The sequence below is a fragment of the Pseudomonas chlororaphis subsp. chlororaphis genome, assembly GCF_003945765.1.
In the GTDB taxonomy this organism is placed as follows: Bacteria; Pseudomonadota; Gammaproteobacteria; order Pseudomonadales; family Pseudomonadaceae; genus Aquipseudomonas; species Aquipseudomonas chlororaphis.
The window spans coordinates 4,374,358-4,388,096 of sequence record NZ_CP027712.1 but is presented as its reverse complement, the minus strand read 5'-3'; the positions used below and the strand labels follow the sequence as shown (position 1 = coordinate 4,388,096).

The 13,739-nt window shown below is 62.8% G+C and carries 17 protein-coding genes; 8 read left to right on the top strand and 9 right to left on the bottom strand.

Annotation, left to right across the window (positions count from 1 at the left end; translation table 11 throughout):
* Positions 1–22 precede the first annotated feature (22 nt).
* Genes lolA through cysG form a run of 5 tightly spaced genes read left to right on the top strand, consistent with a single transcriptional unit; the run spans position 23 to position 5,065 of the window.
* The gene (gene lolA / locus C4K27_RS19755) at positions 23–646 is read left to right on the top strand and encodes an outer membrane lipoprotein periplasmic chaperone LolA (RefSeq protein ID WP_007929220.1); all 624 of its coding nucleotides are present in this window, start codon (positions 23–25) and stop codon (positions 644–646) included.
* A 30-nt stretch (positions 647–676) separates the two neighbouring features.
* Positions 677–2,002, top strand: a complete 1,326-nt coding sequence (locus tag C4K27_RS19750) for a replication-associated recombination protein A (RefSeq protein ID WP_009044577.1) — start codon at positions 677–679, stop codon at positions 2,000–2,002.
* Positions 1,999–2,373, top strand: a complete 375-nt coding sequence (gene crcB / locus C4K27_RS19745; RefSeq protein ID WP_007929222.1) for a fluoride efflux transporter CrcB — start codon at positions 1,999–2,001, stop codon at positions 2,371–2,373. The genes C4K27_RS19750 and crcB overlap by 4 nt, the downstream gene beginning before the upstream one ends.
* 16 nt (positions 2,374–2,389) lie before the next feature.
* Entirely contained in the window at positions 2,390–3,670 is a 1,281-nt protein-coding gene (gene serS, locus C4K27_RS19740) for a serine--tRNA ligase (protein WP_053261837.1), read from the top strand.
* Positions 3,671–5,065: a siroheme synthase CysG gene (cysG, locus tag C4K27_RS19735; RefSeq protein WP_053261836.1), complete on the top strand. Its 1,395-nt coding sequence runs from the start codon at positions 3,671–3,673 to the stop codon at positions 5,063–5,065.
* 99 nt (positions 5,066–5,164) lie between these two features.
* Here the strand turns inward: cysG and C4K27_RS19730 are convergent, their stop codons facing one another.
* The 8 genes from C4K27_RS19730 to C4K27_RS19695 all read right to left on the bottom strand — a co-directional run bounded on the left by C4K27_RS19730 (position 5,165) and on the right by C4K27_RS19695 (position 9,801).
* The gene (locus C4K27_RS19730) at positions 5,165–6,172 is read right to left on the bottom strand and encodes a glutathione S-transferase family protein (protein WP_053261835.1); all 1,008 of its coding nucleotides are present in this window, start codon (positions 6,170–6,172) and stop codon (positions 5,165–5,167) included.
* Positions 6,173–6,260: 88 nt separating this feature from the next.
* Entirely contained in the window at positions 6,261–7,262 is a 1,002-nt protein-coding gene (locus tag C4K27_RS19725; RefSeq protein WP_053261834.1) for a glycosyl transferase family protein, read from the bottom strand.
* Positions 7,259–7,594 carry a TusE/DsrC/DsvC family sulfur relay protein gene (locus tag C4K27_RS19720; protein WP_009044572.1) on the bottom strand — a complete coding sequence of 112 codons (336 nt, stop codon included), beginning with the start codon at positions 7,592–7,594 and terminating at the stop codon, positions 7,259–7,261. Before C4K27_RS19720 ends, C4K27_RS19725 begins: the two co-directional genes overlap by 4 nt.
* On the bottom strand, positions 7,591–7,890 hold the full coding sequence (gene tusB / locus C4K27_RS19715; protein WP_053261833.1) for a sulfurtransferase complex subunit TusB: 300 nt from the start codon (positions 7,888–7,890) through the stop codon (positions 7,591–7,593). Before tusB ends, C4K27_RS19720 begins: the two co-directional genes overlap by 4 nt.
* Entirely contained in the window at positions 7,890–8,252 is a 363-nt protein-coding gene (gene tusC / locus C4K27_RS19710; RefSeq protein ID WP_053261832.1) for a sulfurtransferase complex subunit TusC, read from the bottom strand. Before tusC ends, tusB begins: the two co-directional genes overlap by 1 nt.
* A 3-nt stretch (positions 8,253–8,255) precedes the next feature.
* The gene (gene tusD / locus C4K27_RS19705) at positions 8,256–8,648 is read right to left on the bottom strand and encodes a sulfurtransferase complex subunit TusD (RefSeq protein WP_053261831.1); all 393 of its coding nucleotides are present in this window, start codon (positions 8,646–8,648) and stop codon (positions 8,256–8,258) included.
* 64 nt (positions 8,649–8,712) lie between these two features.
* Positions 8,713–9,417, bottom strand: coding sequence for a YoaK family protein (locus C4K27_RS19700; protein ID WP_053261830.1), 705 nt, complete (start codon positions 9,415–9,417; stop codon positions 8,713–8,715).
* A 51-nt stretch (positions 9,418–9,468) separates the two neighbouring features.
* Positions 9,469–9,801 carry a DUF6388 family protein gene (locus C4K27_RS19695; RefSeq protein WP_053261829.1) on the bottom strand — a complete coding sequence of 111 codons (333 nt, stop codon included), beginning with the start codon at positions 9,799–9,801 and terminating at the stop codon, positions 9,469–9,471.
* Between the two features lie 281 nt (positions 9,802–10,082).
* Here C4K27_RS19695 and C4K27_RS19690 point away from each other — a divergent pair, with 281 nt between their 5' ends.
* Positions 10,083–10,331, top strand: coding sequence for a DUF1652 domain-containing protein (locus C4K27_RS19690; RefSeq protein ID WP_053261828.1), 249 nt, complete (start codon positions 10,083–10,085; stop codon positions 10,329–10,331).
* Between the two features lie 78 nt (positions 10,332–10,409).
* Here the strand turns inward: C4K27_RS19690 and C4K27_RS19685 are convergent, their stop codons facing one another.
* A complete protein-coding gene (locus C4K27_RS19685) occupies positions 10,410–10,643 on the bottom strand; it encodes a DUF6555 family protein (RefSeq protein WP_007929246.1) in 234 nt (77 codons plus the stop codon).
* 395 nt (positions 10,644–11,038) lie between these two features.
* Between C4K27_RS19685 and C4K27_RS19680 the strand changes: the two genes are divergently transcribed.
* Entirely contained in the window at positions 11,039–11,374 is a 336-nt protein-coding gene (locus C4K27_RS19680; protein WP_053261827.1) for a hypothetical protein, read from the top strand.
* A gap of 712 nt (positions 11,375–12,086) precedes the next feature.
* Positions 12,087–13,733, top strand: coding sequence for a malate dehydrogenase (quinone) (gene mqo, locus C4K27_RS19675; protein WP_053261826.1), 1,647 nt, complete (start codon positions 12,087–12,089; stop codon positions 13,731–13,733).
* Positions 13,734–13,739: the final 6 nt, after the last annotated feature.

Sequence of the window (13,739 nt, the reverse complement as noted above, 5' to 3'; positions counted from 1 at the left end):
CACGAATCTAATGAGGACTCCCATGCGTCTTATCCGCATGTTGCTGGTACCGGTACTGGCTTTAACGACGCTGTCGGCCCATGCCGATCAGAAAGACGTGGCGCGCCTGACCCAGTTGCTCGAAAAGTCCCAGACCCTGACTGCGCGTTTCTCGCAACTGACCCTCGACGGCAGCGGCACCCAGCTGCAGGAAACCGCTGGCGACATGGCGCTGAAGCGCCCGGGCCTGTTCTACTGGCACACCGATGCGCCGCAGGAGCAACTGATGGTCTCCGACGGCAAGAAGGTTTCCCTGTGGGACCCGGACCTGGAGCAGGTCACCATCAAGACCCTGGACCAGCGCCTGACCCAGACCCCAGCCTTGTTGTTGTCGGGCGATGTGTCGAAAATCAGCGAAAGCTTCGACATCAGCGCCAAGGAGGCCGGTGGTGTGGTGGACTTCATTCTCAAGCCGAAAACCAAGGACACCCTGTTCGACAGCCTGCGCCTGTCGTTCCGTAACGGCCTGGTGAATGACATGCAACTGATCGACAGCGTTGGCCAGCGCACCAATATCCTGTTCACCGGGGTCAAGGCCAACGAACCGATCGCTGCTTCCAAGTTCAAGTTCGACATCCCCAAGGGTGCCGACGTGATCCAAGAATAAGTCGCCGCCAAGAGGTTTCAATCGTCCGCCATGGATCTGTTTCGCAGTGACCCGATCGCCCAACCCCTGGCCGCGCGCCTGCGCCCGGCCAACCTGGACGAGTACGTCGGTCAGGAACATGTGCTCGCCCGCGGCAAGCCTCTGCGCGAAGCGCTGGAGCAGGGTGCCTTGCACTCGATGATCTTCTGGGGGCCGCCGGGCGTGGGCAAGACCACCCTGGCGCGGCTCCTGGCGAAAGTCTCGGATGCGCACTTCGAAACGGTCTCAGCGGTACTGGCCGGGGTCAAGGAGATCCGCCAGGCGGTGGAAATCGCCAAGCAGCAGGCGGCCCAGTACGGGCGCCGGACCATCCTGTTCGTCGACGAAGTGCACCGTTTCAACAAGTCGCAGCAGGATGCCTTCCTGCCCTATGTCGAAGACGGCACCCTGATTTTCATCGGTGCGACCACCGAGAACCCGTCCTTCGAGCTGAACAACGCCCTGTTGTCCCGGGCCCGGGTGTATGTGCTCAAGAGCCTCGACGAGGCGGCGCTGCACAAGCTGGTACAGCGGGCCTTGACTGAGGAACGCGGGCTGGGCAAGCGCCAGCTGAGCCTCAGCGACGAAGGCTTCCAGATGCTCCTGGCGGCGGCGGACGGCGATGGCCGGCGCCTGCTCAACCTGCTGGAGAACGCCTCCGATCTCGCCGAAGACGGCACGCAAATCGGTGTCGAGTTGCTGCAAAGCCTGCTGGGCGATACCCGCCGGCGTTTCGACAAGGGCGGCGAAGCCTTCTATGACCAGATATCGGCGCTGCACAAGTCGGTCCGTGGTTCCAACCCGGACGGTGCCCTGTACTGGTTCGCGCGGATGCTCGACGGTGGTTGCGACCCGCTGTACCTGGCGCGGCGCGTGGTGCGCATGGCCAGCGAAGACATCGGCAACGCCGATCCACGGGCATTGAGCCTGTGCCTGGCGGCCTGGGACGTGCAGGAGCGCCTTGGCAGCCCCGAAGGCGAGCTGGCGGTGGCCCAGGCCATCACCTACCTGGCCTGCGCGCCGAAAAGCAACGCCGTGTACATGGGCTTCAAGGCCGCCATGCGCAGCGCTGCCGAACATGGGTCGCTGGAAGTGCCGCTGCACCTGCGCAATGCGCCGACCAAGCTGATGAAGCAACTGGGCTACGGCGACGAATATCGTTATGCCCATGATGAGCCGGATGCCTACGCGGCCGGCGAAGACTACTTTCCCGAGGCGCTGGAGCCGCAACCCTTCTATCAACCCGTGCCCCGTGGCCTGGAGCTGAAGATCGGCGAGAAGCTCAAGCACCTGGCGGAGCTTGACCGGGCCAGCCCCAAGCAGCGGAGAAAACCGTGATCCCGTTGATCCTTGCCGTCTCGGTGGGTGGTATTGCCGGAACCCTGTTGCGCTTTGCCACCGGTAACTGGATCAGCGCCAATTGGCCGCGGCACTTCTATACCGCGACGCTGGCCGTTAATATCGTGGGCTGCCTGCTGATCGGCGTGCTGTACGGCCTGTTTCTGATACGCCCGGAGGTGCCCATCGAGGTGCGCGCCGGGTTGATGGTGGGCTTCCTTGGCGGCCTGACGACTTTTTCATCCTTTTCACTGGATACGGTGCGTCTGCTGGAAAGTGGACAGATTCCGCTGGCCCTGGGCTATGCGGCCATCAGCGTATTCGGCGGGCTGCTCGCGACCTGGGCCGGCCTGTCCCTGACCAAACTTTGATAAACGAGAGACCGACATGCTCGATTCCAAACTGTTACGTAGCAACCTTCAGGACGTAGCGGACCGCCTGGCATCCCGTGGCTTTGCCCTGGATGTAGCACGCATCGAAGCGCTGGAAGAACAGCGCAAGACCGTCCAGACCCGCACCGAACAACTGCAGGCCGAACGTAACGCGCGCTCCAAGTCCATCGGTCAGGCCAAGCAGCGCGGCGAAGACATCGCGCCGCTGATGGCCGACGTCGAGCGCATGGCGGGCGAGTTGGCAGTCGGCAAGGTTGAGCTGGACGCCATTCAAACCGAGCTGGACTCGATCCTGCAGGGCATCCCGAACCTGCCCCACGAATCGGTACCGGTTGGCGACGACGAAGAGGGCAACGTCGAAGTGCGCCGCTGGGGCACGCCGACGGCGTTCGACTTCCCGATCCTGGACCACGTCGCCCTGGGCGAAAAACACGGCTGGCTGGACTTCGAGACCGCGGCCAAGCTGTCGGGCGCGCGTTTTGCCCTGCTGCGCGGGCCGATCGCCCGTCTGCACCGCGCCCTGGCGCAGTTCATGATCAACCTGCACACCAGCGAACACGGTTACGAAGAGGCCTACACCCCTTACCTGGTGCAGGCACCGGCATTGGTGGGTACCGGCCAGTTGCCGAAGTTCGAAGAAGACCTGTTCAAGATCAGTCGTGAAAACGAAGCCGATCTGTACCTGATCCCGACCGCCGAAGTGTCGCTGACCAATATCGTGGCCGGCGAGATCCTCGATCCGAAGCAACTGCCGATCAAGTTCGTCGCCCACACCCCGTGCTTCCGCAGCGAAGCCGGTTCGTCGGGCCGCGACACCCGCGGCATGATCCGCCAGCACCAGTTCGACAAGGTCGAGATGGTCCAGATCGTCGAGCCATCGACTTCCATGGAAGCCCTGGAAGGCCTGACCGCCAACGCCGAGAAAGTCCTGCAACTGCTGGAGCTGCCTTACCGCACCCTGGCGCTGTGCACCGGCGACATGGGCTTCAGCGCGGTCAAGACCTATGACCTGGAGGTGTGGATCCCGAGCCAGGACAAGTACCGCGAGATTTCGTCGTGCTCCAACTGCGGCGACTTCCAGGCCCGTCGCATGCAGGCGCGCTTCCGCAATCCGGAAACCGGCAAGCCGGAACTGGTGCATACCCTGAACGGTTCCGGCCTGGCGGTCGGTCGTACCCTGGTGGCGGTGCTGGAGAACTACCAGCAGGCCGACGGTTCGATCCGTGTGCCTGAGGTGCTCAAGCCTTACATGGGCGGCCTCGAGGTCATCGGCTAAATGGAATTTCTGCCGCTGTTTCATAACCTGCGCGGCAGTCGTGTGTTGGTGGTCGGCGGCGGGGAGATTGCCTTGCGCAAATCCCGCCTGCTGGCCGACGCCGGTGCGCTGCTGCGGGTAGTTGCACCTGAAGTGGAACCCCAGTTGCGCGAGCTGGTCACGGCCAGCGGCGGCGAATGCCTGTCGCGCGGTTATGTCGAGGCGGACCTGGACGGCTGCGGGCTGATCATCGCCGCCACCGACGACGAACCGCTCAATGCCCAGGTCTCCGCCGATGCTCATCGGCGCTGCGTGCCGGTCAATGTGGTGGACGCGCCGGCCCTGTGCAGCGTGATCTTCCCGGCGATCGTCGACCGTTCGCCACTGGTGATCGCCGTCTCCAGTGGCGGCGATGCACCGGTGCTGGCGCGCCTGATCCGGGCCAAGCTGGAAACCTGGATTCCCTCGACCTACGGTCAGCTGGCCGGCCTGGCCGCGCGTTTTCGCAATCAGGTCAAAGGCCTGTTTCCGGACGTGCAGCAGCGTCGTGCTTTCTGGGAAGACGTGTTCCAGGGACCGATCGCCGACCGGCAGCTGGCCGGGCAGGGCGAGGAGGCCGAGCGCTTGCTGCAGGCCAAGATCGCCGGCGAAGCGCCCCATGCGCCGGGCGAGGTGTATCTGGTGGGGGCAGGGCCGGGCGATCCGGATCTGCTGACCTTCCGCGCCTTGCGCCTGATGCAGCAAGCCGATGTGGTGCTCTACGATCGCCTCGTAGCTCCGGCGATTCTCGAGCTGTGCCGGCGCGATGCCGAGCGGGTGTATGTCGGCAAGCGCCGCGCTGATCACGCCTTGCCCCAGGAACAGATCAACCAGCAATTGGTGGACCTGGCCAAACAGGGCAAGCGCGTGCTGCGTCTGAAGGGTGGCGATCCGTTCATCTTCGGCCGTGGCGGCGAAGAGATCGAAGAGCTGGCGGCCCATGGCATTCCGTTCCAGGTGGTGCCGGGGATTACCGCGGCCAGTGGCTGCGCGGCCTATGCCGGCATTCCTTTGACCCACCGTGACTATGCGCAGTCCGTGCGTTTCGTCACCGGGCATCTGAAGGATGGCACCACCGATCTGCCCTGGGCCGACCTGGTCGCGCCTGCACAGACCCTGGTGTTCTATATGGGCCTGGTGGGCTTGCCGGTGATCTGCGAGCAACTGATCCAGCATGGCCGTTCGGCGGATACGCCGGCCGCCTTGATCCAGCAGGGCACGACCGCCAACCAGCGAGTGTTCACCGGCACCCTGGCGGATCTGCCGAAGCTGGTGGCGGAGCATGAAGTGCATGCGCCGACCCTGGTGATCGTCGGCGAAGTGGTGCAGCTTCGCGAGAAGCTCGCCTGGTTCGAAGGCGCGCAGTCGCAGGTCTGAAAAAGCATCGCTGGCAATCTCACTCCTACACAGAAAATCTCTTCTGTAGGAGCGAGGCTTGCCCGCGATAGCGATCTCAAGAACGATCGCTCTCCTGAGTTATTTCTTGTTGCCTTGCCAAACCCCACGCCCGCTCAAACGCTCGCGATCATGCGCCGCATCGAAGTCCTGCGCCGGCCCTTTCGGCACGATGCCGGTCGGGTTGATGGTGCGATGACTGGCGTAGTAGTGCCCCTTGATATGGGCAAAGTCCACGGTTTCGCCGATCCCCGGCCATTGGTACAGCTCGCGCAGCCAGCTCGACAGGTTCGGATAGTCGGCGATCCGCCGCAGGTTGCACTTGAAGTGACCGTAATACACCGCGTCGAAGCGAATCAGCGTGGTGAACAGGCGGATGTCCGCTTCCGTCAGGTATTCGCCGGCCAGGTAGCGTTGGCCGCCCAGGCGCCGTTCCAGCCAGTCGAGTTCGGCGAACAGATCGTCGAAGGCTGCTTCGTAGGCTTGCTGCGAAGTGGCGAAGCCGGCGCGATACACACCATTGTTCACCGCGGGGTAGATACGCGCGTTCAGTTCGTCGATTTCACCGCGTAGCGGCTCCGGATAGAAGTCCAGGCCGTTACCGCTCAGGTCATCGAAGGCGCTGTTGAACATGCGGATGATTTCCGCCGACTCGTTGCTGACGATGCGTTTCTGCTGCTTGTCCCAGAGCACGGGCACGGTGACGCGGCCGGTGTAGTCGCGGGTATCGGCGGTGTAGCGTTGGTGGAGGAAATCCAGGTGGTCCAACTGGTCGCCGCTGGAGCCCAGGGCCCGGTCGAAAGTCCAGCCCTGTTCCAGCATCAGCCAGCTGACCACCGACACGTCGACTAGGCTTTCCAAACCCTTGAGCTTGCGCAGGATCAGCGTGCGGTGCGCCCAGGGGCAGGCCAGGGATACGTACAGATGATAACGGCCGGCTTCCGCGCGAAAACCGCCTTCGCCGCTAGGGCCTGGTTTGCCGTCAGCGGTCACCCAGTTGCGGCGTTGCGCCTGTTCGCGCTGGAAGGCGCCGTCTTTGCTGCTTTCGTACCACTGGTCGTGCCAGCGTCCTTCAATCAGCAGGCCCATAAAAAACTCCTCGGTCAGTGTGCATTGGAGTGCAGTCTAATCCGAGGGGTTCGAACGAATTACGCAAAAGTCCGGCAGTTATGATCGGTTAAATCGATCTTTCGCGCGCGTCCCAGTAGTGCTGAGCTTGCTCGAAAGCCTGTTCCCGGGGCATGCCGAGCCCGCGCAGGGCCAGGGCCATGGTGGCGATCAGCGCCAGTTGCGGGTAGCTGTCCTGCACATCGCCGCGCCAGACGGCTTTCAGGTGCTCGGGGTCGAGGCTGGCCGGTTTGACATGGCGCTGCTTGGACTGGGCCGGCCATTCCTCATCCCAACTGATACCGCCAGTGGTGCCGTACAAGTGGCTGGCGCTGTCCGGGTTGATCTCGATTTCGCCGCCGTCGCCCTTGATCACAATGACGTTGTCCCCCAGCAGGCCGCTGGCATCGCGATGCACGCCCTGATAGCCGGGGTGGAAGATGCTTTGCAGGCCGCAGCGCGCGCCCAACGGGTTGAGGATGCGCGCCAGGGAGTGGATCGGCGAGCGCAGGCCCAGAGTATTGCGCAGGTCGATCATGCGTTGCAGCTGTGGCGCCCAGTCGCCCAGGGGGATGAAGGCCAGGTTGCCCTGGGCCAGCGCGGTATCGACCGCCTGCCAGTCGCGGCACAGCGGGATGTGCAGCTGCTCCAGCAATTGCTCGGTGTACAGCCGGCCGGCGGTATGGGCGCCGCCGCCGTGCAGCAGGATGCGCACGCCGTTTTGCGCCAGGCACTTGGCGGCCAGCAGGAACCAGGGCAGGTGGCGCTTTTTGCCGGCGTAGCTGGGCCAGTCCAGATCGACCTTGATCGGCGGCGCCTGCAGGCGCTGGCGCAGGGCTTCGGTAAAGCCCGCCAGCTCCTCGGGGCTTTCTTCCTTGTGCCGCAATAGCATCAGGAAGGCGCCGAGCTGGGTGTCCTCGACCTTGTCGTCGAGCAGCATGCCCATGGCTTCCCGGGCTTCTTCACGGGTGAGGCTGCGAGCGCCGCGTTTGCCTTTGCCGAGAATGCGCACGAACTGCGCGAAAGGATGCTCGGCGGGCGTCTCGATGGTCAGCGGGGTGTAATCGGTCATAAGCAATTGGTCGGCTTGGGCAGGCCCGCCAGCTTGGCGGCAAGTTTGGCGGGAGTGCCTTTGAACAGTCGGTTCAGGTGCAGGCTGTTGCCCTTGTCCGGGCCCAGCTTCAAGGCGGTGTATTTGATCAGTGGGCGGGTCGCGGGCGACAGCTGGAACTCCTGGTAGAAGCCGCGCAGCAGCTCGAGGACTTCCCAGTGCTCGGGGGTCAGTTCGATCTGTTCCGCCGCGGCCAGGGCCGCGGCCACTTCGCTGGACCAGTCGCCCAGTTCCACCAGGTAGCCGTCCTTGTCCAGGGCGATGGCGCGTTCGCCGACAGTCAGTGCGTTCATAACCAGCTGTTGACCTTGTCGTACTGGATCGACAGCGCGACGAACGCCGGGTAATCGACACTTGTGGCCCAGGCCGGAACCTCCAGGCCTCGGGCCTGGTGGTCTTCCGCCAAAACGTAAAGCGACAGCGTCTCGCCGCGTGCCTGCAGGGCCGCCAGCGGCGCGCTGCCGGGCTGCAGGGCGTATACCGCATCGCCGCACAGGAGGATGGCATCCTGCGGGCCGAGCAGGCGCAGGCAACTGGTCAGCCGGGAGTCGGTGAAAGGCGAGTGGGACAGCACGTGCAAGGTCGACATCAGAGGGTGATCACCTGGTCAAAACGGTCAATGAGTGCGCCGAGTTCGGCCGGGGCCAGGACCTGCACCTCGTCCAGGTTCAGCGCGGCCGGGTCCAGGCCGCGTTCCGCCACGCTGGCGCCGCAGGCGAACAGCTGCTCCACACCAAACAGCGGCAGGGCCTGCAGATTGGCGCTGAGGTCCTTTTGCTGCACGGCAGCGGCTTTTTGCCTGGGGGCCAGCTGAAACACACCATCGTCAAGAAACAGCAGGCCGATCGGCAAGTCGAAGGCGCCGCCCGCCAGCACGATATCCAGGGCTTCGCGGGCGCCGGGGCCGGACCAGGGTGCCTGGCGGCTGATGATCAACAGGGATTGCGCCATGTTTCATGGCCCTCCGAAACAGATCAGGCGGTCGGCCGCCTGTATGGCGTCGTGCAACTGGCCGAGCCCGGAAAGCTCCCAGGGCGCGCTCAGGTTGACGGCCGGGCGCTGGTAGCGCGCGGCTTCCTCCTGGTTCAACACCCCGCGGCGCAGGGCCGCGGCAATGCACACCACGCCATCGAGCTGGTGCTCGCTGACGAAGGTTCGCCATTGCGCGGGCAGGTCCGGTTCGTCCTGCGGGGTGACGATGTTGTCCGATGCGTTGTGCACGCCATCCTGATAGAAAAACAGCCGCACGATCTCGTGGCCGCCAGCCAGCGCTGCCTGGGCGAATGCCAGGGCGCGGCGCGAGGAGGGCGCGTGAGCGGCGGAAAAAAGGGCAATGGCGAACTTCATGTAGAACTCTGTCTGCAAACCTGGGGCCATGATAAAGCTTTATGCCGGGCCCGGCGAAGTGGCTTTAGCGCGGCATATAGCCCAGCTGCCAGCGATGGGGGATCTTCAGCGACAACAGCCCCAGCAGCGCCGACAGCAGGCCGCTGACGAACAGGGCCGTGAGGCCCAGATGCTGCTCCAGAACGGCGCCCAGCACGGCGCCGGCGAACATGCCGCTCCAGGGCACCAGCTGGATGCGCCAGCCATTGCGCCGCTCGCCGAGCATCCAGCGACCCAGGCCGCGGCCAAAGCGCGACAGGGCGCCGGTGACATAGGTCAGGCCCACGGGCAGCCCGTTCACTTCCTCGACGGCAGCATTGAGCATGCCCATGGCGATGATCGCCGCCAGCACCGCTGGTAGCCGTTGTTCAAACGGCCAGGCGGCTGCCGCGCACAGCAGCGTGGCAATGCACAACAGCAGCGGCAAGGCCCGGCGGCCGCCCAAGCGGCTGACGACGATGCCCAGGGCGTTGCCGGCGATGAAGGTGACGACCAGCAGCACCAGATGCAGGGTCAGGGCCAGGTCGGCATCGCTGATGGCGACGGCCAGGCGCGTGGTGTTGCCGCTCATGAAGGAGACGAAGTCCCCGGTGGCCATGAAGCCGATGGCGTCGGTCATGCCGGCCAGCACCGACAGGCTGGCGACCAGGCACAGGCCTATGCGGCCGCGCCATTTCTGGCGCCGCAGCAGGCCCGGGTTACTACGAAGGCTGGTGGAAGAGGGCAGCATCAGCGTTGACTCATGGTGACAATGATCCTTTATCGAAGGCCCGAGCTGTGCTCAATCGCGTGGCAGGCCGTGTAGCTCGCAATACTCGCTCCAGGGCATGCCGGCCATTTCCGCCACTTCCCGGTGCACTTCGAGCCGCCGCGCGGCAAATTCCTCCGCGCTCTGCACGGTCAACTGCAGGCTCAGTTCCCAGGCAAACAGACCCTGGCGTTCCGCCTCGGCCTCGAAGGCTTCGTGCAGTCGCTCGGCGCGGTATTGCTCCTGGGTTTCGCCCCTGGCCTGGGCAGCCAAGGGATTGAGGTGATCGAGTGCTTCACGAAGCTCCGGGCGCGCTGCGAGAAACTTTTGCAGGGCCACTTCATGCGGGTGTTCGGGGGCGGCCATCGGCGATCCTGGATGGGGTTGGAGGAAGGCGTTTCGGATTTGGGAGGTGCGAAAGCCCAGCGACCATAACGCCTGGCCGGTCCAGCGTCAAAATGCTCCCGGGTGGAGTTGCCGCGACGGAAGGTCAGGGCCGTGCTCGCACCGTGCCACTGAGCGGATTGGCCAGGTAAAAATGCGTGCTGGGTAACACTTCCAGTGAATGCCTGGGTATGAGCCCCGTTCTTGTGACCTATTCTCAACGGGCACTCTCTCCAAATGGCGCCGCCAAGGAGGAATTTCTCATGCTCTCGATGGACGAGCTTCGCCAGATCCTGGAGTCCGGTTTCCTGCCGCTTTCCTGCACCTGCACCGTCAACCCCGACGGCTCCCTGGCAATCAAGGTTTTCGAGCCGCAAAGCGGACGGATCGATCTGTTCATTACCGGGGTATCGACCGAGCATCTCACCAGTGTTCGCGCGGCGGCCAATTTCGTTGGTGAGTTGCGGACTGAGATCAGGGCGGGGCGTCGGGCATTTGCCGGCGGTTTCTAGTCGTTGTGCAGGTGGATCATCGGGCAGGTTGAGCGCTTCCTTGCGCCAGTGTCGGACGTCTGAGTTGTGCGGGGAGGGCTAGTTTTCAGACAACTCTCTCCAGTTCGCCAGCGTGACGCCGCTGCGCTCGGCGAATATCTGCATGGTGCGGTAGGTCCCGCCGCAGGGGGTGTCGTGGGTAATCAGGCACCCGGAATGCAGAAAGGCCAGATACCAGGTGTCGCTGTCGCTCAATCGCGCGCCCTGGTAAGTGAAGGTCCTTTGCGAACCTGCGAAACAGTAGCGAATTTCGAAAGTCTTGATGCTGTTCATCGCCGCGTCCTTTGGGCTGTGTTAGGTGGTGGCGATTCAAGATTATTCCCAAAAGGACGTGTTGACTTGCACCACTCATCCGAACTGCATGGACAGCCGCCGTTCGCATCCTCAAATGCCTCGCAGCATTCTCCTGTACCCCAAACGCCCCTGGCTGAAACCGCCCTCAATGGGTGTCATGTTGCGCCAGGCAGCGGGCGTTTTCCGTCAATCGGGGCTGCCGCGGACAAACTGTCATTTACCTTTCGGGGACGTGATGGGATTAACGTTTTTTTGACCGATATCAGGTGATGATCGCAGGGCGGGAATACCGTTCGGCGAAAGAAGCAGGTGTTTCTAACGATAAGCCCGGGCAAGTGATACATTTCTCGATTTTTTAGGGATGAGGAAGACATATGCGAGTTTGGCTAGGCGCGTCGCTGATGGGACTGTTGGCCGGGTGTTCGTTACCCACGGCTTTGGCACCGGGCAAGCCGAATGTCAGTGAGCTGACTGGCAAAACGCCGAAAGATTACGCGCAGTGTGTTCTGCCGGCCTGGCAGCGCGAGACGCCCAGGAGCACCCAGTCCGATATCTCCAACGGCTATCGGATCACCGCTCCTGGCAGCCTGGCATCGGATGAGGTCGTGGAAGTGGTGAAATCGAAGAACGGCAGCCTGGTCTCGCTCTACCAGGGAACACCCTGGGCCAAGTCCGCGGTGCTGAAAAAGGCCGTGCATGATTGCCTGTAGGCCGCTTCATGCCTTCTGTGAAGGGCTTGTCAAAGTGACAGCCCGTTGCTGTTGAATCGCGCGTTCCTGCCCACAAAAAAAGCCCTGACTAATCAGGGCTTTTTTTGTGCCGGGTATTCGCCGGGTCTTGTCCGGGCCTCACCTTGCTCGCATCCAGGAGAACTCTTGAATCATCAAGGTCCTTTTCTGCATAAAAACAGGACAAATCTGACAGTTTTTTTGACGGCTTTATCCGTCCAGTAGACAATGGCGCGTTAGCCACCACCCATGATGGCCATTATGTCCGTTTTCAGCAGGAGGGCTGCCAGGGTTGGGGGCGATCCCTGTATGCGATACCCGTGGCCTTGCCGCTGTCAGGCGGTGATCGAGGGCGTTGGCAGCAGGCCGATCGTAGTACCGGGTGTTGTTGACTCACTCCTTTGGTTACACCCGACTAGTCTCTCTATGGGAATGTGGTTTTAGCGGGCGTTTCGGACCGTCGATCGACGCTGTCCGAAGGCGCCCCAACAAAATAGTGTCACTCAAGTAGCTGAAGCCAATAGCGAATAAGAAGTCAGCGCAGGAGCGACATATAAACTGAGGTCGATGGTGTCATGTCGGCCTTGTGTGCCCACCCTTCAGTTCTTCTGAGTGCGGGAACCCATGGCGGTGCCGGGGCGACTGATGATCGAGAATGGGGGGGCGGATGGCGTTCTATCGTAGGAACTACTGTATGTTGAAAAAAGTGAACACGGCCCTGCTGGGCTTGGCGATGACGATGGGGCTCAGCTCCGCGTACGCCGCCGAGACCAAGAAAGTGGATGTGCTGCTCATCGGTGGCGGCATCATGAGTTCGACCCTGGGTGTCTGGCTCAATGAGCTGGAGCCGGGCTGGTCGATGGAAATGGTCGAGCGTCTCGACGGCGTTGCCGAAGAAAGCTCGAACGGCTGGAACAACGCCGGTACCGGTCACTCTGCCCTGGCGGAGCTGAACTACACCCCGGAAAACAAGGACGGCAAGGTCGAGATCGCCAAGGCCATCGAGATCAACGAAGCGTTCCAGATTTCCCGCCAGTTCTGGTCGTGGCAAGTCAAGAACAATGTCCTGAAGGACCCGCGTTCGTTCATCAACTCCACTCCGCACATGAGCTTCGTGTGGGGCGATGACAACATCAAGTTCCTGAAGAAACGCTACGAAGCGCTGCAGGCGAGCCCGCTGTTCGCTGGCATGCAGTACTCCGAAGACCCGGAGCAGATCAAGCAGTGGGTCCCGCTGATGATGCAAGGGCGCGATCCGAAGCAGAAGATCGCCGCCACCTGGTCGCCGCTCGGCACCGACGTGAACTTCGGCGAGATCACCCGCCAGTTCGTCGGCCACCTGAAAGCCCAGCCGAACTTCTCGCTCAAGCTGTCGAGCGAAGTGGAAGACATCAAGCGTAACGAAGATGGCTCCTGGCGCGTGGTGTACAAGAACCTGAAAGACGGTACCGAAACCCAGACCGACGCCAAGTTCGTGTTCATCGGCGCCGGCGGCGGTGCCCTACACCTGCTGCAGAAGTCGGGCATTCCTGAAGCCCAGGAATATGCCGGTTTCCCGGTGGGCGGCTCGTTCCTGGTGACCGAGAACCCGGCGATCGCCGAGCAGCACCTGGCGAAGGCCTACGGCAAGGCGTCGGTTGGCGCTCCACCGATGTCGGTTCCGCACCTGGACACCCGCGTGCTGGACGGCAAGCGCGTGATCCTGTTTGGCCCGTTCGCGACCTTCTCCACCAAGTTCCTCAAGGAAGGTTCGTACCTCGACCTGCTGACCACTACCACCACTCACAACATCTGGCCCATGACCAAGGTCGGCATCAAGGAGTACCCGCTGGTCGAGTACCTCGCCGGCCAACTGATGCTGTCGGATGAAGATCGCTTGAATGCCCTGAAAGAGTACTTCCCTAACGCCAAGGCTGAAGACTGGCGTCTGTGGCAGGCCGGCCAGCGCGTGCAGATCATCAAGCGCGACGAGCAGCTGGGTGGCGTGCTGAAACTGGGCACCGAGATCGTCAGCGCCAAGGACGGCAGCATTGCCGGCCTGCTGGGTGCTTCGCCAGGTGCTTCGACCGCCGCGCCGATCATGCTCAGCGTGCTGGAGAAGGTCTTCAAGGACAAGGTCGCGACTCCGGCCTGGCAGGCGAAGCTGCACCAGATCGTGCCGAGCTACGGTACCCAGCTCAACGGCAGTCCTGAGCGTGTCGCTCAAGAGTGGGCCTACACCAGCGAAGTGCTGCAATTGACTCCGCCACCGGCCATCGGCCAGATGGCTGCACCTGCGCAACCTGCGGCTGAAAAGCCAAAGGCGCCAGTGAGCAACCCGTCGGCTGACATGGCCCTGTAATACCGG

Bases quoted from the DNA above. Each gene is read 5' to 3' on its own strand.
- lolA (WP_007929220.1), top strand. From the start codon at position 23: ATGCGTCTTATCCGCATGTTGCTGGTACCGGTACTGGCTTTAACGACG.
- C4K27_RS19750 (WP_009044577.1), top strand. From the start codon at position 677: ATGGATCTGTTTCGCAGTGACCCGATCGCCCAACCCCTGGCCGCGCGC.
- serS (WP_053261837.1), top strand. From the start codon at position 2,390: ATGCTCGATTCCAAACTGTTACGTAGCAACCTTCAGGACGTAGCGGAC.
- cysG (WP_053261836.1), top strand. From the start codon at position 3,671: ATGGAATTTCTGCCGCTGTTTCATAACCTGCGCGGCAGTCGTGTGTTG.
- C4K27_RS19730 (WP_053261835.1), bottom strand. From the start codon at position 6,172: ATGGGCCTGCTGATTGAAGGACGCTGGCACGACCAGTGGTACGAAAGC.
- C4K27_RS19725 (WP_053261834.1), bottom strand. From the start codon at position 7,262: ATGACCGATTACACCCCGCTGACCATCGAGACGCCCGCCGAGCATCCT.
- C4K27_RS19720 (WP_009044572.1), bottom strand. From the start codon at position 7,594: ATGAACGCACTGACTGTCGGCGAACGCGCCATCGCCCTGGACAAGGAC.
- tusB (WP_053261833.1), bottom strand. From the start codon at position 7,890: ATGTCGACCTTGCACGTGCTGTCCCACTCGCCTTTCACCGACTCCCGG.
- tusC (WP_053261832.1), bottom strand. From the start codon at position 8,252: ATGGCGCAATCCCTGTTGATCATCAGCCGCCAGGCACCCTGGTCCGGC.
- tusD (WP_053261831.1), bottom strand. From the start codon at position 8,648: ATGAAGTTCGCCATTGCCCTTTTTTCCGCCGCTCACGCGCCCTCCTCG.
- C4K27_RS19700 (WP_053261830.1), bottom strand. From the start codon at position 9,417: ATGCTGCCCTCTTCCACCAGCCTTCGTAGTAACCCGGGCCTGCTGCGG.
- C4K27_RS19695 (WP_053261829.1), bottom strand. From the start codon at position 9,801: ATGGCCGCCCCCGAACACCCGCATGAAGTGGCCCTGCAAAAGTTTCTC.
- C4K27_RS19690 (WP_053261828.1), top strand. From the start codon at position 10,083: ATGCTCTCGATGGACGAGCTTCGCCAGATCCTGGAGTCCGGTTTCCTG.
- C4K27_RS19685 (WP_007929246.1), bottom strand. From the start codon at position 10,643: ATGAACAGCATCAAGACTTTCGAAATTCGCTACTGTTTCGCAGGTTCG.
- C4K27_RS19680 (WP_053261827.1), top strand. From the start codon at position 11,039: ATGCGAGTTTGGCTAGGCGCGTCGCTGATGGGACTGTTGGCCGGGTGT.
- mqo (WP_053261826.1), top strand. From the start codon at position 12,087: ATGTTGAAAAAAGTGAACACGGCCCTGCTGGGCTTGGCGATGACGATG.